Raw genomic sequence first — 16,426 nt, 5'->3', positions numbered from 1 at the left:
CGGCCGGTTCCGAGATGGTAGCTTCCCGCCACTTTGGGTACCCCGTCCCCCCCGGCGGAGCCTCCGGCGGCCCTCGCCCCCGCGCGCCGCGCGCCGTCCGGCCCGCTCCGCCCCGCCGCGAGCGCCGCGGTCCGCGCGCTGTCCGGCCCGCTCCGCCGCGCCGCGGACGCCGCGCGCCGCGCGCCGCTCGGCGCGGCGCTCGCGCTCGTCGTCGTCGCCGCGTCCGTCTACGTGATCGCCCTCCCGCTCGCGGTCGTCCGCTATCCGCCGATGACCGATCTCCCGTTCCACGCGGCCCAGACCGCGGCGCTCCGGCACTACCTCGATCCGGCGTGGCACTTCCGCGAGCAGTTCACGCTCCAGCCGCTCGCGGTCCCGTACATGTCCATGTACGCGCTCGGCGCCCTGCTCATGCTCGTCCTCCCGCCCGTGGCCGCGGTGAAGGTCTCGGCGGCGGCGATGCTCGCGCTCCTGCCCGCGGGCCTCGCCGTCCTCTTCCATGGCCTGAAGCGGAGCCCCCTGCTCGGCGTCCTCGGCCTCGTCCTCGTCTGGTGCAACCTCACGCACTGGGGCTTCCTCAACCACATGGGCGCGCTCGGCCTCTTCGCGATGGTCGTCGGCCTGACGCTCCTGCTCGTCGATCGCCCCTCGCGCGGCCGAAAGGTCGCGCTCGCGCTCGCGCTCGTCGCGCTGTTCTTCACCCACGTCTTCCGCTTCCCGTTCGCGATCGCCGCGGTCGTCGGCGCGGCGATCGTGGTGTTCCCGGCGACGCGCCGGCTCCGCCCCATCGCGCTGCCGCTCGCGCCCTCGCTGGTCCTCTTCGCGGCGTGGCTCGCGGTCCGCACCGACACCCTCCACGCCGCGCCCTTCACCCCCGCGCTCCACTGGGAGCGGCTCGGCGAGGTCCCGTCGCTCCTGTTCACGAGCTTCACCGATCCCGCCGAGGCGGTGGCAGCCCGACGGGCGGCGCGCCTCGTGCTCGCCGCGCTGCTCGTGTGTGTCGGGGGCGCGGCCGTGCAGCTCGCCGCCTCCATGTCCGGGCCGGCGCCCGCGCCCGCCACCTCCGACGCGGCGCCCGCCGCCTCTACGCCCGCGCCCGCCACCCCCGACGCGGCGCCCGCTCCCGCCACGGACGCGCGGCAGCGGGCCTTCGCGCGCCTCGCCGCCCTCGTCCCGATCGCCTGCGCGGCCGTGTTCCTGGGCCTGTTTCTGAGCCTGCCGCTCCAGATCGGACTCTGGTGGTACGTCTACCCGCGCGAGATCGTCGCGGCCCTGTTCCTCGCCCTCGGCGCCTTCCCGGACCTGCCGCGATCGCCCTGGCTCAAGGTGCCGGCCGTGCTCGCGCTCGCGGCCGCGGCGATCTCCCTCGGCGACGTGGCGCGCGACAACTACCGCCGCTTCGACCACAGCACGCGCGACTTCGACGCCATCATCGCCCGCATCCCGCCCGCGCCCAGGCTGCTCTACCTCGTCTTCGATCACGGCGGCTCGACCCGGGCGACGACCCCGTTCATCCATCTCCCCGCCTGGGTCCAGGCCACGCGGGGCGGCTGGCTCAGCTTCCATTTCGCCGTCTGGGACGCGTCGCCGATCGCCTACCGGCCTCGCGGCGAGCCGGGCGCCGTCGTCCCGCCGCCGACCCCGCTCCGGTGGGAGTGGACGCCGGAGAAATTCGACGTGCGCCGCCACGGCGCCTTCTTCGACTGGTTCCTCGTCCGCCGGAGGGCGGGGGCCGATCACCTCTTCGCCAGGGACCCGAGCATCGTCCCCGTCGATCACGTCGGCGACTGGTGGCTCTACCGGCGCGCCGGCGCGCCGTAGCCAGCGCTCCGGCCAGGGCTTCTGTTACCATGCCGCACATGCGCTCCTCCTCGGCCTCCGCTCTCCTCGCTGCGGGCTTCGCCCTGCTCGCCCTCTGCGCCTGCGGCTCCGACGAGCCGGTCGCCCCCGTCGGCGCGGGCGGCGCCGGAGCAGGCGGCGGCGCGAGCGACGGAGGCGGCGGCTCCACCGCGGAGCCGGAGCCCGCGTGCCTCGAGCCGACCCCGGTGCCCTGCGAGGACGAGGTCTTCCAGCAGATGAACCTCCAGTCCGAGGTGGCGCCCGGGGAGCTCAGCAACGAGCAGGACGGCGGCGGGTTCCGCTCCCTCATCGACGCCACCGCGGGCGGCGCCTTCGCCGCCGAGCCCCACGCCTACGTCTACGCCCGGTTCACCGACGGCGGCCTCGAGAAGGTCGAGATCTCCGACGAGGCGTCGCTCGGCTCGATGGACTGGGACATCGCCTTCCGGCGCTACGTCGTGCGCATCAACAGCGGCCACTCCGGGCCGTCCTGCGTGACGGCGGCGCGCCTGCCGGGAACGCCCGACTACGACGCGCTCGCCGAGGCCCCCGGCGAGCTGAGGCTCCGCAGCGACGAGTACTTCACGAGCGACACCTGCGAGCTCATCCCCGACGGCTCCGGGCTGGAGTCGCCGGCGACCGCGCTCTCCGGCTACTGGAAGTACCCCGGCTGCGTGGAGATGAGCGGCGCCGTCTACGTCCTCCAGCTCGCGGACGGCCGGAGGCTCAAGCTGACCGTCACGCACTTCTACGACGAGGAGAACCAGGCGCAGTGCCAGGAGACCGGGGCGGTCCCGATGGGCGACACCGGCGCGGCCAACCTCCAGATCCGGTGGGCCTTCCTCCCGTGAGCCGGCCCTCCGGCGCCGGGCGCCCCGCCCCCGCGCGGCGCCGCCGCGCCGCATGCGCCGCGGCCTCGCTCGCGCCGGCGCTCGCCGCCGTGCTGGCCCCGGCGCTCGCGGCCTGCGGCGCCGGCGACGCGCCCCCGCTCGACGGGCCCGCCGCGGCGCCGCTCGATCGGCCGGACACGCGCGGCACCGATCTCCAGTTCCGGTTCGATCCGGACGACGCGGTCGAGACCTTCGCGTCGGCCTCCGGCAGCTTCCTCGTCCACTTCGCGCGCGAGGGGCGCAGCGCGGTGCCCGGCGAGGACGCCGACGCGACCGGCGTCCCCGACTTCGTCGAGGAGGTCGCCGCCATCTACGACGAGGTGATCGTCCACTACCGCGACGTCCTCGGCTTCCGGCCGCCGAGGAGCGACGAGGACCTCCCCGACAACGGCGGCGACGGCCGCTTCGACGTCTACCTCGTCGACTTCGCCGGCGTCGGCGACGGCGTGTTCCGCGTCGACGCCTGCGAGCCGGACGACGAGGGCCGCTGCGCCGGCTTCATGACCCAGGAGAACGACTACAGCGGCTACGACTACCCGTCGACGCGGATCGCGAACCGGATCCTCGGCAGCCACGAGCTCTTCCACGCCGTGCAGGCGGCCTACGATCACGGCCAGGACACGCCGATGCTGGAGGGCAGCGCGGTGTGGGCGACCGAGTCGTTCGACCCCTCGCTCCAGGACTTCGAGGGCTTCGTCGGCGGCTACCTCTCGAACACGGATCGATCGCTCGACGTGCCCATGATCGGCCCGGTCGACCCCTTCAGCTACGGGAGCGCGCTCTTCTTCCAGTTCCTCGAGGAGCGCTACGGCGACGGCACCGTCCGCGAGCTCTGGGAGCGCGTCGAGGACGGCGCGCTCGGCGAGGCCGATCCCGTGTGGTTCGAGCAGCTCGACCCCTTGCTCGCGTCGCGGGCGCAGGCGACGTTCGCCGACGCGTTCGTGGAGTTCGCCGCCTGGAACCTGCTCACCGGCCTCTACGCCGATCCCGAGCGCTCCTACGCCGCCGGGGCCGGCTACCGCGGCCTCGTCCCGCAATCCGTCGCGGCGCCGCACGCCGGCCGGCTCCGCGTCTTCCACGCGTCGGCGCAGTACTTCAGCGTCCCGCCCGACGGGCGCGCGGCCATGACCGCCGCGCTCGCGGGCGACGCGGCGCAGCTCGACGGCCTCGCCCTGCTGCTCGCGGCGCGGCGCGGCCGCGCGTACGGCGAGATCGCGCGCGCCGACGACGTCGCCTCCGGCGCGGAGCTCGTCGACACGGCCGGCGCCGACGGCCTCGCCGTGATCGTGGTGAACGGCCTCCAGGACGGCGACTCGCGCAAGCCGACGCTGTGCATCGGCACGGCCGACGAGGTCGCGGCGTGCCGGGCCGCCGCGGAGGGCGGCGGCGGCGCGGGCGGCGGCGCTGGCGGTGCTGGCGGCGCGGGCGGCGCCGGAGGAGAGGCGCCGCCGGAGGGCGAGGTGGGCGGCGACGACGGCGGGTGCGGCTGCCGCGTCGTGGCGCCCGCCGCGGCCGGGAGCTTCGCCGCTGCCGGGAGCTGCGCGCTCGGCGCGTCGCTGCTCGCGCTCGCCCTGCGCCGGCGCAGGTCCACGCGTATCCACCGCTGATCTCGGCCGATCGCGCACCCGCTGCGGCGCGTCCGCTGCGCCGGAATGCGGTCCCGCGCTCGACGCGAGACGCTACGATGCTCTCCATGAGCGACCCCGGTCCCGAGGCTGCGCGCCTCACCCTTCGCGAGGATCCGGACGGCTTGCTGTGCACCGTCGTCGAGGGCGACCTGTCGGACGACATGGCGCGCGAGATCGCCGCCGCCTGCAAGGGCCTGTCGGACAGCGGCCGCGAGGTCCTCGTGCTCTCGGACACGCGTCGCATCGGCACCATCTCGCCGTCGGCGCGCAAGGTGATGGCGAGCGAGATGCGCGCCGTGCGCTTCGACGCCATCGCGCTCTTCGGGGCGAGCTTCGCCGTGCGCGTCGTCTCCACGCTCGCGGCGAAGAGCGTGCAGATCCTCACGCAGCAGTCCTACCCGGTGCAGTTCTTCGAGACCGAAGCCGAGGCGCGCGCGTGGCTCCTCGCGCAGCGGGACGCGCTCCGCGGGAGCCGGCCGCGCGCGTGACGTCACGCGCGCAGCCGGCGCGTGACGTCACGCGCCGGCCGACCGCCGCCGGCGCGCCGCCGCGGCCAGGCCGAGGAGCGCCGCGATCGCGAGGCCGCGCCGCGCGCCCGAGGGAGCGCCGGCCGCCGCGCACGCGCAGCCGGCCTCCTCGTCCTCGCCGTCCTCTTCCGGCGGCTCCGGCGGCTCCGGCGGCGGCGGCTCGTCCCCGAGCACCTCCCGGAGCGCCGCGACCGGGTCGATGATCCCGTACCCGAAGATGGGGTCGTGCCCGCGCTCGTCGGGGAGGGCGAACGGCGCCGGACGCGCGGTGCGGATCAGGATGTCGTAGAGCTCGCCCGCGGTCCGGTCGGGCGCGGCGCTCACGAGCAGCGCGGCGACGCCGGCGGCGACCGGGCATGCCGAGGAGGTCCCGCCGAACAGCGACGTGTAGTCGTCCGGGCTGTCGCCCTCGCGCCCGGCGATATCGGTGCTCAGCGTCCCCGTGGGCGCGACCAGATCGAGGGAGCTCCCGCGGTTCGTGAACGGCGTCTCCTCTTCCAGGTGGTTGACCGCGCCCACGTTGAGGACGCCGCGCGCGGCCTGGATCTCGTCGTCGTGGATCTCGCGGTCGTCGTTGCCGGCGGCGAAGAGGACGAGCGCCCCCTTCCCGTCGCGCCCGGCGTCGAACAGGCGGTTGATGGCGTCCTCGACCACCCTGGGGACGGGCATCGGCTCGGCGTATCCCCAGCTGTTGGACACGACGGCGGCGTTCACCTCCAGGGCGAACTCGAAGGCGTCGACCGAGGCGGAGATCGGCTGCGGCTCCTCGTCGAGCAGCCGCACGCACCGCAGCCTGCACTCCGGGCAGCCGCCCGCGATGCCCACGCCGTTGTCGGTGTCGGCGGCGATGAGGCCCGCGCAGGCGGTCCCGTGGTTCACGCCCTCGGCGCCGGACAGGTAGGTGGGGTCGTCGTCGCCGTCGATGACGTCCAGACCCGGATCCATCTTCGCGGCGAGGTCGGGGTGATCGAGGTCGCAGCCGGTGTCGACGACGACGATGGACGTGGCCGCGTCTCCCCGCGTGCGCCCCCAGGCCTCTTCCATCCTGAGGTCGTCGAAGTACCACTGTCCGGGCAAGCGCGGGTCGTCCGGCGTGAACGGCGCGCCGCGCGCCTCGAGGCGCACGTGGAGGTCCGGGATGACCTCGCGCAGGAAGGTCGGCCGCGCCGCGCCCTGCAGGCGCTCGGCGACGTCGAGGCCGTCGCCGCCGCCGGCGTCCCTGACGAGCCATAGCCCGATCGAGGGCATCAGCGGTCTCACCACCTCGAGGTCCGCGCCGGCGAGCTCGCCCTCGGCTCCCGGCTCGACCTTCACGATCGCGGTCGCGCCGACGCTCGCGTGGATCGTCCGGCCGTCGGGGTAGCGGAGCCGCAGCGGCGAGAGCGCGCCGCCCGACGCGCCCCGCGCGGCCGGCCCGAGCCGCTCGACGGCGACGCGGCGCCCGCCGTCCAGGAACGACGGCGCGCTCGCGGCCGGGCGCGGGCCGCCGGCGAGGGCGTCGCCGGCGCCGGCGGCCAGGAGGAGCGCCGCCGAGGAAAGCAGGATCGAGGGCTTGCGTCTCATCGCTCTCCTGGATCTACCGGACCGCGCGGCGCCCTACCAGGGTCGCGCCGGAGCGGCGCTCGGACGAGAAAGAACCAGACCGCGATCCGGCGCTCCGCGGAGCGAGAGAAGGAGAGAGGCCGCCGAGGCGCCGAGAACGCCAAGGAGCATGGATATTCCGGTGAGCGCTCCGCAACGATTCAGACCGCCGGAGTGTCGATATGCCCGAGCAGCAGATTTGCGAATGCTCGTGCGGGCTGTCGCGCAGACCCTCTGGCTTCATCATCCACCGTGCCCGAGGAGAGCCGCGGGCGGACCGAGCGGAGCAGACATCCGCGCGGAGCTCCAACAAGCCGACTCACGTCGGTGATGAACGCGCTCGGCCACGCCGCGACCGGCATCGGCATCGAGCCGAGCTGCGGGCCGCTGCCGGGCTTCCTCGCCTGACGCCGATCGGGGCGAGGCGACGCGTCGCTGGCGTCGCCTTTGCAGGCGGCCTCGGATCGGATAGAAGGCGTTCCCCTCCACCCCTGCCCGCTGGCGCTGCCCGCCAGCGTCTTACCGCGATGATCCAGGCCGCCACCTACGTCTACGTCTCCAACGCCGAGAGCCGCGAGATCTCGGTGCTTCGCCTCGGCACCGCCGACGGATCGCTCTCGCCGGTGCAGACCGTCGGCGTCGACGGTCAGGCCGGTCCGCTGGCGATCGCGCCGGACCGGCGCTTCCTCTACGTCGCGTTGCGCTCGGAGCCCTATGCCGTGCAGAGCTTCGCGCTCGACGCGGCGAGCGGGCACTTGAAGCCGGTGTCGGCGGCGCCGCTGCCGGACAGCATGGCGCACCTCGTCACCGATCGCAGCGGGCGGTACCTCTTCGGCGCGTCCTACCACGGCCACAAGGTCACCCTCAGCCCGCTCGGCGGCGACGGCGCGGTCCGCGCGCCTGCTGCGGTGTTGCCCGCCGGCCGCCACGCGCACGCCACGCTGGTGGATCCGTCGAACCGCTATGTCTTCGTCAGCGCCCTCGGCTCGGATGCGGTGCTGCAGTGGCGCTTCGACGCGGCCACCGGTCAGCTCACGCCCAACGATCCGGAGGCGCTGCCGGTGCATCCGCAGGCCGGCCCGCGCCACCTCGTGTTCTCCCCCGACGGGCGCTTCGTCTACCTGCTCAACGAGCTGGACGCGACCGTCGAGCTCCTGGCCTTCGACGCCGAGCGCGGCACGCTGTCGGCGGTTCAGCGCCTCTCCACGCTGCCCGAGGGCTTCTCGGGCAAGCCCTGGGCGGCCGACCTGCACCTCACGCCCGACGGCCGCTTTCTCTACACCTCGGAGCGCACGTCGAGCACGCTGGCCTGCTTCAGCGTCGATGCGCAGACCGGCCGCCTGACCCTGGTCGCGCACGCGCCCACGGAACGGCAGCCGCGCGCCTTCCAGGTCGACCCCAGCGGCCGCTGGCTCGTCGCCGCCGGGCAGCTCTCGCACGCCGTGCGCGTGCACGCCATCGACCGCGCGAGCGGCCGGCTCACCGCCTCGACGCCGTACCCGGTGGGCCAGAACCCCCTCTGGGTCGAGATCTTGAGCTTCCCCTGAGGGGGAGACCCGCGGCGCCGGGGCGCGTCGCGCGGCCCCGGCGCTATCCCTTCTCGGCGCCTCGGATCACCATCGACGCGAGCAGGTCCATCATCCTCGACAGGTCCTCCCGCGCCGCCCCGTCGGGGAGCGTCACGAGCCGCGTCGCGACGCGCTCCAGGAACTGCTGCCGCGCCCGCTCGAAGCCCGGCGCCAGCTGGTCGTGCAGCGCGCACGTCACCAGCTCCTGATCGAGCTGCCGCCAGAAGAACTTGCCGTCGACCGTCGCGGCGCAGAGCCGGCCCGTGAAGCCGACCACCGTCCGCGCGCCCGCCTCGAGGAGCTTGTCGAACAGCGGGCCGCTCGCCGTCTCGCCGCAGCAGAAATACAGCACGCGGCCGCGCGCCCAGAGCTCGATCTCCTGCGCGGGGCTCTCGTGCGAGAGCAGGATTCCGTCCGGCGACTCGTCGTCCACGACGCAGCTCGTCCTGCCGTGGGACGACACCACGATCCCGCGGAACGGGTTGCCCCCGCTCTCGGCCCGCGCGATCTGGCGGATGATCCTCCGCCGCTCCGCGCTCGCGCGTCCGAACGGTACGATGGAGAACTGCTCTCCCATACGCCCATAGAGCTGCGTGCGCCCCGTCGCGAACCACGCGCTATCCGGGTCGAAGGATGTGTCAATCGAGAGTACAGGTCGAGCCGTCATCCTACCTCCGTCGAAGATTCCCCATGCGCGCTGCGCAGCGCTCGCCAGCACCGGCGAGCGCCGCCGCTCGCGCCCGCCGCGCCGGCCGGCTGCCGCCGGGCCTCAGGCCCGCCCAGCGGCTTCATCGCAGCATCATCCATCCTATCCGGTGGCATCTCGAACCCCTGCCGCAAGACGCGCAACAGTGTACGATAACAACTGTAGGGGAATTCCTTCTAGAAAAATCGTGTTCGTTCCGATGAATTTTCTCGCGCACGTATGCTGTTGGTGGGCACCTGCGCGCGCGGCGGCTCATGTTTTTTACCGCGGGCGGTGGCACGCGTGCGTTGCGCGAAGATGTCGCGTCGAGCCATCGTCGAGAGAGCCGCGAAGCGCGCCGCCCGGCGGGGTGGCTCACACGAGCGCGCGGCGGGCAGCGCGCGGCTTCAGGGGAGGGGCGCGGCGGCGTCGGTCTGGCCGAGGACGAGCTTGCGGGGCTCGCCCTGCCGGAGCTCGCTCATCCGCGCCTGCATCGCCTGCCCGAGCTCCTCGCGCGCGCCGTCGTCGAGGAGCTTCTTCACCTTGGGAAACAGGTGCTCTTCCTCCTCCTTGTGGTGGTGCTCGAGCTGCTCGGCGAGCACGTGCAGCTTGGGCCCGAACTTGTCGTCCTTGGTGTCGAGCGCCAGGAGATCGGCCAGCACGCGCTTGAGCGACAGGTGCTCCTCCAGCGACTCGAGGAGGATATCCTCGGTGCGGCGGGCCCGAACGGCGGGGTAAAAGTGCTGCTCCTCGATCGTGATGTGCGTGACGAGGAGGTCGGCGGCCGTGAAAAACTGCTCAGGGGTGACGGAAGAGGCCTTTTTGAGGCCGGAGAACTGCTGCTCGAGCTCGCGGTGATGGCGCTCGAGGAGATCGATGGCGTCCATGGAGACTCTATGTAGCGGGCGCGCCCCGCGAGCAAGCCGGGCAGACGCCCGAGGGCCGCGCCGGGCGGCGCTCATCCCGCCGCCGCGCGCGGCGGAGCGGGTGTAAGCTCCCGGCATGTACTCGCCCGCGGCATTCGTTGAGACGGATCGCGAACGGCTGCTCGATCTCGTCGAGCGACACAGCTTCGGCTGCCTCATGGCGCCGGATGATCAGGGCGGCATCGAGATCGCGCACCTGCCGTTCGTGCTCGATCGCGACGCCGGGCCCTCCGGCCGGCTCCGCGCCCACGTCGCGCGGGCGAACCCCATCTGGCGGCTGGCCACGGGCGGCAGGCCGGTCGTCGCGGTGTTCTCCGGGCCGCACGGGTACGTCTCGCCGCGCTGGTACGAGCAGCCGAGCCGGCAGGTGCCGACGTGGAATTACGCCGTGGTGCACGCCCACGGGCGCGCCGCTTCGCCGATGAGCCAGGATGAGCTGATTCGGCTGCTCGACGACCTCGCCGGCATCCACGAGCGCGGCGCGGCCGAGCCCTGGAGCTCGAGCGCGCTCGACCGCGAGCTCCACGAGAGCCTCCTCCGGGGGATCGTGGGGATCACCATCGAGATCGACCGCCTCGAGGGCAAGTTCAAGCTGAGCCAGAACCGCTCGCCCGCCGACCAGGCGCGCGTCGCCCGCGCGCTCGCCGAGCGCGGGAGCCCGGATGATCTCGAGATGGCGCGCCTGATGGCGGCGCGGGGCGAGCCCCGATGAGCCGCGGGGCGGTCCGGACCGCCCCGCGGCAACGCGGGTGTCTGGGTCGGGGAGCTCCTGACGCGGATTGCCGATCTCCCCTTCACGCGAGATCGAACAGCAGCACCTCGCCCGCGTCCTTCCCGACCAGGTGGAGCGCGCCTCCCGCGCCGATCGCCGCCGCGTCGCCGGCCTCGAGCAGCGTCCCGTTCAGCTCGACGCTCCCGCGCGCCACGTGGACCCAGGCGCTCCGCCCGGCCGGGAGCTCGTAGCGCGCCTCTTCCCCCTGCGCGAACAGGCCCGCGAACAGGCTCACGTCCTGGTGGACCGTCACCGAGCCGTCGCGCCCGTCCTGCGAGGCGACGAGCCGCAGCTTGCCCTGGCGCTCCTCCTTCGAGAACGCCTTCTGCTCGTAGCTCGGCGGGTACCCGCGCCGGTCCGGGATGATCCAGATCTGCAGCAGGTGGGTCTCGCCCGTCTTCGAGGGGTTCATCTCGCTGTGGTACACGCCCGTGCCCGCCGACATGCGCTGCACCTCGCCTGGGCGGATGATCGAGCCGTTCCCCATGCTGTCCCGGTGCGCGACCTCCCCCTCGAGGACATAGGTGATGATCTCCATGTTCTGGTGCGGGTGCGTCCCGAACCCCCGCGCCGGCGCGACGCGATCGTCGTTGATCACGCGGAGCGCCCGGAAGCCCATGTGCGCCGGGTCCTGGTAGTCGGCGAACGAGAACGTGTGGAACGACTTCAGCCATCCGTGGTCGGCATAGCCGCGCTCGCTGGAGCGGCGGAGCTGCATCGAAGAAGTGGTGTTTGCCATGCACTTCATGATGCGTCGGCCGATCCATCTTGTGAATCGGCATTCACCTCATGGTTTCCATCTGGATCGTAGATGGATCCTGCCCTGCCCAGGCGGTCCTTTCGTCAGACGACCTCGAGGTTGGTCACCTCGGCGTCGAGCCACGGCCCGTCGCCCGGGAGGAGCACGAAGGCGTCGAAGGAGGCGTCGGTGGGGCGGGCGCCGGCCGGCTTGAGCTGGTCCTGGGGGACGAGCGTCAGGTTGGGCGCGCTCACCACGGGCGCGGTGGCCTGCCCGGCGAAGGCCTCGGAGGCGGCGCGGAGCACGGCCGCGAGCCGGTCGGCGGTCGGCTCGGGCAGGAAGAGCGCGTCGACCGTCGCCACCCGGTCGATCCCCCGGGAGGTCGCGATCTCGGACAGGAGCACCGCGGCGGCGCCGACGGGCCGGCCCGCCTCCTCGACGAGCAGCAGCCGGCGTGGCCGCGGATCGCGCAGGCTGTGCTCGAGCTGCGCCGCGTCGGGCGCCGACCAGAGCACGCGATCGTCGCCGCACGCCGCGATCGCCGCGAGCACGTCGGCCGCGGCCTCGGCCGGCCTGGCCACGGCCTGCGTCGGCGCGGCGCTCGGCCGGGGGACGAAGCCGTGGTTCCGGCACGTGGCGAGCTGCTTGCGCTTGAGGCCGGCCGCTTTGACCGCGTTGTAGAGCACGCGCTGCGCGGGCCCGGAGCGCGCCTCGACGAACACCACGATCGGCAGGCCGGACGCGCGGAGGCTGGCCAGGAGCTCGCCGTACAGCCGGCTCGCGAGCCCCTGCCCCTGGAACTTGGGGCGGACGCTCACGAACGAGAGGACGTACCCCGGGGACGCGGCGCCGCGGAAGCGGAAGCGGCGCGGCGCGACGCCGATGAAGCCGGCCGGCTCGCCGCCCTCGCGCGCGAGCACGGCGCGCGGCGCCGGGCCGGGGAAGCCGAGCTGCCACTTCAGGTAGTCGGCCGTGTAGTGGAGTGCCGGCGGCGGCCATGCCTCGCGCAGGATAAGGCTGGCCTCCTCCGCCGCGGCGATCGGGTCGACGTGCTCGAGCTGCATGGCCGCGAGCGTCGCAGAATCCCCAGGGAAACGGAACAGCAGGAACCGAGCGCCGCGGTAATCTAGCGCGGTTCTCGGCTGGGACTGAGACACCGTCTTCCGTCTCCCGTCTTCCGTCTCCCGTCTCCCGTCTTCCGTCTCCCGTCTTCCGTCTCCCGTCTCCCGTCTTCCGTCTCCCGTCTTCCGTCTTCCGTCTTCCGTCTTCCGTCTCCCGTCTCCCGTCTCCCGTCTTCCGTCTCCCGTCTTCGTGCGCGTGCGCGTGCGCGTGCGCGTGCGCGATTCCCCGGAATCAGCGCGCACGCGCACGCGCACGCGCACGAAGGACGCGCACGGGAGACGAGAGACGAGAGACGAGGGACGAGGGACGAGGGACGAGGGACGAGGGACGAGAGACGAGAGACGGAAGACGTCCGCATCAAACCCCGCGCGAAACCGCTCTACAGACCCGCCATCTCCGGGGAGCGCCGCACGACGTCGGGCCAACTCGATGGGTCATTGCCGTGCTGGGCGAGGAACGCGTACACCCACCGTTCGAGCCCGAACGCGATGCACACGCTGTGCATCGGCCCCGCACCCTCGATGGTGCAGCTGAACGCGCGGCCGAAGAAGTCGGTGTGGTAGTTCAGCGACCCGGCCGCCACCCGCTCGCCCTCCGGGAGCATCAGCGAGATCTCGTACTTCGTCTCGCTGCTGATCTGGAAGTACGTCTTGGCCGCCGCGTCCGGCGCGATGAAGAACGGATCGCTCGCCGTCCGGATCTCGCCCGCGAGCCGGTGCTCGTCGAGGTAGCGCGCCACGAGCTCGTTCCCCTGCTCCCGCAGCCCAAGGACGTTCTCCCGCGTCCCGAGGAAGACGATCTCCCGCATCGTGAACTCCCAGAGCCGCCGCAGGTCGACCATCTTGCTCGACTCGTAGCGGAAGCAGCGGCCCGCGAGGGCGTAGCGCGCGCCGCCCGCCGGCAGCACGCGGTCGCGGTTCGCCGCGTAGACGTGATAACAGACCGCCGGCGAGAGGCAGACTTCCGGGTGCGCCATGTCGCCGAGCGCCCGGTCGTCGAGCATCTCCCGGTCCTGGTGCCGCGCCCGGAAATCCTCGATGCGCGGCATGTCCTCCGGCAGGTGGCACGCGAACGTGACGATGTGGGGAAACGAGCGGAAATAATCGCACTTCGACAGCGTCGCGGCCGGGATCAACGTCGGTACCAGGATCGGGCTCGGCGAGAACGGCGCGCCGAGCGCCTCCAGCGAGCGATCGAAGTAGCGGTAGAGCCGCAGCGGGATGCCCTCCAGGGCGACCTGGCCCTGGCCCATCTGCGTGATCCCGGCGGGGAGCGCGCCGCCGCGGAACTCGACCCGGTCGCACGCCGGGCTGCGGTACACGAGCTTCCGCGTGAGCGAGCGCAGGCTGCGCTGCATGGTGCGCGCGAGCGCCTCGGCCGCGCGCGCGAGATCGGCCGCGCGCTCCTCGGGGGCCTCGAACTCCAGCGCCGCGCCCTCGCGGACGAAGCGGATGTCCGAGATCTCCTTCGAGAGGAAGGCGATCTGCTTCGGGATCTCCTCCTGCGCCATCTCGGTCGCAGGGGTCGCGAGCTCGACGGTGACGGTCTTCCTCACGAGGCACGCTCCTGGATGAGGGCGCTCAGCGCGCGCGGCGTGCGCGCGAGGCTGAACTTGTCGTCGGGGAGCGTCACGTTGAACTGGTCCTCCAGCTCGGTGAGCAGCTGGAGCGCGCGAATCGAGGAGAACCCCGCATCGTAGATGTCGTCATCGGGCTGTATCGCGGCCGGCAGGCTGCCGACCGTGACGATGACCTCGATCACCTTCTCGACCTCAATCGCCATGAGCAAGCTCCAGGGTTAAGATGCGCTGCCTTCGAGCGAGCGCCTCCCCACGTCGTCCGCGCCGTTGCTCCTCGCGCCGGCGCGGTCCGCCTCGGCGGCCGGCGGCGGCTCGGTCCGGAGGGATGCCACCCGCCTCGCCGGATTGCCAGCGACCACCGTGTACGGCGGGACATCGGCCATGACGATGGAGCCGGCCGCCACGACGCTGCCCTCGCCGACCGTGACCCCCGGGAAGATCATCGACCGGGCGCCGAGCCAGACGTTGTCCTCGATGACCACGGGCCGCACCTCGCTGTCCGCGGGGGGCAGGCCGCGCTTGCGGTCCTCCGGATCGCTCGGGTGGCCGCTCGAGTCGAGGATGTAGACGCTCCCCGCGATCCGGCAATGCTTGCCGATGGTGACCGACTTGCCGACGATGATCCGGCAGTCGTGCCCGATGCCGGTGTTATCGCCGATCCGCAAGGTCGGCCGGTCGGAGAACCGCGCGGCGAAGACGATGTTGACCTTGCCGTCGAGCACCACATTGTCGCCGAGGATCATGTCGCCCCGGCCCTGGATGTAGTGAATGAAGTTCCCCGTCCGGACGCCCTTGCCGTACTGGGAGCAGTGCGACTTGAGGTGCGGCTCGCACACGAGCACGCGAGCGCCGAACCAATACGCCTCGCGCGCCGCCTCGAACGCCACGCGCATCGGGACCACGACGGGCCGCGGCGCGGGCAGCGTGAAGCTCTTGACCTGCCGGCGCACGTGGCGCACGGCGCGGGCGACGCTGTGATCGGAGGTGGCGAGGAAACGAACCAGGTTCTTCATGGAGGGTCGCTCTGCGCAGCCTGGCCGGAGCAGCGATGTTCAGCGGGGCGCCCGGCAAGAAGGACGGAAGGAACGTCAGGGAGCCTGAGTCTATACCTCGGATCCTACCGCGTCGATCGTCCTCCAGCTGCTTTATGGCGCTGTCCCGGCGCTGTCCCGGGCCCTGTTACACACCAATTGCAGGCAGCGCATCACCCACGAGCATAAGCAAATCCCGTGACAACACCGCGACGCGGGCCGCGCGACGCCAGTTCAGGCCGGCTCTCGTTGCGCGCCCGTGGGGGCGGCGCCCGCGGGGGCAGCGGCGGTGGGGTCCTTCGCCTCCATATGGGGCAAAACGCCCCGGAGCAGGGCCAGGCCGAGCGCGGCTTCGACGAGGGTGAGCGCCACCGCCCAGGTGGTCGTGGTGGCGGCGATGGCGGCGAGGCGCTCCTCGCGCGTGACGCCCGCCGCGAAGCCCTCGAGGAGCGCGGCGGCGAGCACGTCGCGCGTGCCGAAGCCCTGCGGGGTGAGCGGGAGCGTCACCGCCACCATGAGGATGGGGATGTACGTCAAGGCGGCCCCGAGGGGGATGCGCACGCCGAAGAACCAGAAGGGGAGCCAGGTGCCGGCGAACAGGATGAGGAGGTGCGGCACGCGCGCGGCGAGGGCGACGAGGTGGCCGCGCACGCCGGCCTCGAAGAGCGGGGCGAGGAGCTTGGTGCGGGCGAGCCGGGCGGGGCGCAGCGCGAGGACGGCGAGGTAGAGCAAGCCCGCGGCGAGGAGCAGGGCGGACCCGGCGAGCGGCCCGCCGTTCGCGGGCACGGCGACCGCGCCGAGGAGGAGCAGGCAGCCGAGCCACGACGCGTAGACCACGAGCGTCGCGCCGGCGACGCGCGCGAGCGGGACGCCGTGCGCGCGCGCGAGGAAGACCGTGATGAAGGCCTGGCCCACGTGGTGGTTGAGCAGCGACGGGAGGTAGGAGGCGCCGCGGAGCACGAAGAAGTCGCGGAAGGCGACGGGGGCGATCAGCCGGCGGTAGACGAGGACGGTCGCGAACGTGTCGGCGCCGAGGAGCGCGAGGATGAAGAGGGCGGCGAACGCGCCGAAGAGCGGGGCGTCGACGCGCGAGAGGGCGGCGCGGAAGGCGTCGAGGTCGAGGCGGCCGAGGACGAACGCGACGAGCGCGATCGCCAGCGCGAAGGGCAGGGCGCGGCGCGCGCGATCCCAGGGGCGCGGCGCGCGCCGCTCGGGCACGTCGCCATCGCGGGGCGGCGCGGCGTCGCGCGGGACGGCGTCGCGCGGCGGCGCGGCGTCGCGCGGGACGGCGTCGCGCGGCGGCGCGGCGGCGCGCGGGATGGCGTCGCGGGCCGGCACGGCGTCGCGGGGCGGCGCGGCGTCGTCGATGGTTCCGGTGTGGGTCGGAGAGCGCAACGGCGGGACCCTAGCAGAATCCCCGCCGCGGGGCCGAGAGGAGCGGCGCCCGCGACCGCACCGCCTCCCGGCCTCAGCGGGCGCGCGCCGCCCCCGACTCCGGAGGGCGCACGCTGCGCGGCGACCGCGCCCCGCATGGGGCAT

The 16,426-nt window shown here is 73.1% G+C and carries 15 protein-coding genes and 1 pseudogene; 7 read left to right on the top strand and 9 right to left on the bottom strand.

Features of this window, described 5'->3' with window-relative positions; all coding sequences use genetic code 11:
* Positions 1 to 33 precede the first annotated feature (33 nt).
* From WME83_RS39130 to WME83_RS39115, 4 genes are all read left to right on the top strand, one after another.
* Positions 34 to 1,821 (top strand): hypothetical protein, encoded by a 1,788-nt coding sequence (locus tag WME83_RS39130; RefSeq protein WP_437314798.1) that lies wholly within the window; start codon positions 34 to 36, stop codon positions 1,819 to 1,821.
* 38 nt (positions 1,822 to 1,859) lie between these two features.
* Positions 1,860 to 2,690 (top strand): HmuY family protein, encoded by an 831-nt coding sequence (locus WME83_RS39125; RefSeq protein WP_437314797.1) that lies wholly within the window; start codon positions 1,860 to 1,862, stop codon positions 2,688 to 2,690.
* The gene (locus WME83_RS39120; RefSeq protein WP_437314796.1) at positions 2,687 to 4,336 is read left to right on the top strand and encodes an MXAN_6640 family putative metalloprotease; all 1,650 of its coding nucleotides are present in this window, start codon (positions 2,687 to 2,689) and stop codon (positions 4,334 to 4,336) included. Before WME83_RS39125 ends, WME83_RS39120 begins: the two co-directional genes overlap by 4 nt.
* 86 nt (positions 4,337 to 4,422) lie before the next feature.
* Positions 4,423 to 4,845 carry an STAS/SEC14 domain-containing protein gene (locus WME83_RS39115; RefSeq protein ID WP_437314795.1) on the top strand — a complete coding sequence of 141 codons (423 nt, stop codon included), beginning with the start codon at positions 4,423 to 4,425 and terminating at the stop codon, positions 4,843 to 4,845.
* Between the two features lie 27 nt (positions 4,846 to 4,872).
* On the opposite strand, the gene WME83_RS39110 is transcribed toward WME83_RS39115, so the two are convergent.
* A complete protein-coding gene (locus WME83_RS39110) occupies positions 4,873 to 6,447 on the bottom strand; it encodes a S8 family peptidase (protein ID WP_437314794.1) in 1,575 nt (524 codons plus the stop codon).
* A 545-nt stretch (positions 6,448 to 6,992) separates the two neighbouring features.
* On the opposite strand from WME83_RS39110, the gene WME83_RS39105 reads away from it, so the two are divergent.
* Complete coding sequence (locus tag WME83_RS39105) at positions 6,993 to 8,012, top strand: lactonase family protein (RefSeq protein WP_437314793.1); 1,020 nt, start codon at positions 6,993 to 6,995, stop codon at positions 8,010 to 8,012.
* Positions 8,013 to 8,055: 43 nt separating this feature from the next.
* Here WME83_RS39105 and WME83_RS39100 read toward each other — a convergent pair whose 3' ends face one another.
* Entirely contained in the window at positions 8,056 to 8,610 is a 555-nt protein-coding gene (locus tag WME83_RS39100; protein WP_437314792.1) for a hypothetical protein, read from the bottom strand.
* A gap of 515 nt (positions 8,611 to 9,125) precedes the next feature.
* Entirely contained in the window at positions 9,126 to 9,605 is a 480-nt protein-coding gene (locus WME83_RS39095; RefSeq protein WP_437314791.1) for a hemerythrin domain-containing protein, read from the bottom strand.
* A 115-nt stretch (positions 9,606 to 9,720) separates the two neighbouring features.
* On the opposite strand from WME83_RS39095, the gene WME83_RS39090 reads away from it, so the two are divergent.
* Positions 9,721 to 10,356 carry an FMN-binding negative transcriptional regulator gene (locus WME83_RS39090; protein WP_437314790.1) on the top strand — a complete coding sequence of 212 codons (636 nt, stop codon included), beginning with the start codon at positions 9,721 to 9,723 and terminating at the stop codon, positions 10,354 to 10,356.
* A gap of 82 nt (positions 10,357 to 10,438) precedes the next feature.
* On the opposite strand, the gene WME83_RS39085 is transcribed toward WME83_RS39090, so the two are convergent.
* Both WME83_RS39085 and WME83_RS39080 read right to left on the bottom strand, forming a co-directional pair.
* Positions 10,439 to 11,134, bottom strand: a complete 696-nt coding sequence (locus tag WME83_RS39085) for a pirin family protein (RefSeq protein WP_437322094.1) — start codon at positions 11,132 to 11,134, stop codon at positions 10,439 to 10,441.
* A gap of 125 nt (positions 11,135 to 11,259) precedes the next feature.
* Entirely contained in the window at positions 11,260 to 12,219 is a 960-nt protein-coding gene (locus WME83_RS39080; RefSeq protein WP_437314789.1) for a GNAT family N-acetyltransferase, read from the bottom strand.
* Between the two features lie 102 nt (positions 12,220 to 12,321).
* Here WME83_RS39080 and WME83_RS39075 point away from each other — a divergent pair.
* Positions 12,322 to 12,465: pseudogene (locus WME83_RS39075) on the top strand (glutamate-5-semialdehyde dehydrogenase); the annotation flags it as partial.
* Positions 12,466 to 12,656: 191 nt separating this feature from the next.
* Here the strand turns inward: WME83_RS39075 and WME83_RS39070 are convergent.
* From WME83_RS39070 to WME83_RS39055, 4 genes are all read right to left on the bottom strand, one after another.
* Entirely contained in the window at positions 12,657 to 13,832 is a 1,176-nt protein-coding gene (locus tag WME83_RS39070; RefSeq protein ID WP_437314788.1) for a hypothetical protein, read from the bottom strand.
* Entirely contained in the window at positions 13,829 to 14,059 is a 231-nt protein-coding gene (locus tag WME83_RS39065) for an acyl carrier protein (protein WP_437314787.1), read from the bottom strand. Before WME83_RS39065 ends, WME83_RS39070 begins: the two co-directional genes overlap by 4 nt.
* Positions 14,060 to 14,074: 15 nt before the next feature.
* Positions 14,075 to 14,869, bottom strand: a complete 795-nt coding sequence (locus WME83_RS39060) for an acyltransferase (RefSeq protein WP_437314786.1) — start codon at positions 14,867 to 14,869, stop codon at positions 14,075 to 14,077.
* A gap of 252 nt (positions 14,870 to 15,121) precedes the next feature.
* Positions 15,122 to 16,282 (bottom strand): lysylphosphatidylglycerol synthase transmembrane domain-containing protein, encoded by a 1,161-nt coding sequence (locus WME83_RS39055; protein ID WP_437314785.1) that lies wholly within the window; start codon positions 16,280 to 16,282, stop codon positions 15,122 to 15,124.
* Positions 16,283 to 16,426: the final 144 nt, after the last annotated feature.

It is taken from the genome of Sorangium sp. So ce385 (assembly GCF_051474135.1).
Classification (GTDB): Bacteria; Myxococcota_A; Polyangia; order Polyangiales; family Polyangiaceae; genus Sorangium; species Sorangium cellulosum_D.
The sequence above is the reverse complement of the archived record's forward strand: the minus strand, read 5'-3'. Positions and strand labels throughout refer to the sequence as shown.

Bases quoted from the DNA above. Each gene is read 5' to 3' on its own strand.
- WME83_RS39125 (WP_437314797.1), top strand. From the start codon at position 1,860: ATGCGCTCCTCCTCGGCCTCCGCTCTCCTCGCTGCGGGCTTCGCCCTG.
- WME83_RS39115 (WP_437314795.1), top strand. From the start codon at position 4,423: ATGAGCGACCCCGGTCCCGAGGCTGCGCGCCTCACCCTTCGCGAGGAT.
- WME83_RS39110 (WP_437314794.1), bottom strand. From the start codon at position 6,447: ATGAGACGCAAGCCCTCGATCCTGCTTTCCTCGGCGGCGCTCCTCCTG.
- WME83_RS39105 (WP_437314793.1), top strand. From the start codon at position 6,993: ATGATCCAGGCCGCCACCTACGTCTACGTCTCCAACGCCGAGAGCCGC.
- WME83_RS39100 (WP_437314792.1), bottom strand. From the start codon at position 8,610: ATGGGAGAGCAGTTCTCCATCGTACCGTTCGGACGCGCGAGCGCGGAG.
- WME83_RS39095 (WP_437314791.1), bottom strand. From the start codon at position 9,605: ATGGACGCCATCGATCTCCTCGAGCGCCATCACCGCGAGCTCGAGCAG.
- WME83_RS39090 (WP_437314790.1), top strand. From the start codon at position 9,721: ATGTACTCGCCCGCGGCATTCGTTGAGACGGATCGCGAACGGCTGCTC.
- WME83_RS39085 (WP_437322094.1), bottom strand. From the start codon at position 11,134: ATGCAGCTCCGCCGCTCCAGCGAGCGCGGCTATGCCGACCACGGATGG.
- WME83_RS39080 (WP_437314789.1), bottom strand. From the start codon at position 12,219: ATGCAGCTCGAGCACGTCGACCCGATCGCCGCGGCGGAGGAGGCCAGC.
- WME83_RS39065 (WP_437314787.1), bottom strand. From the start codon at position 14,059: ATGGCGATTGAGGTCGAGAAGGTGATCGAGGTCATCGTCACGGTCGGC.
- WME83_RS39060 (WP_437314786.1), bottom strand. From the start codon at position 14,869: ATGAAGAACCTGGTTCGTTTCCTCGCCACCTCCGATCACAGCGTCGCC.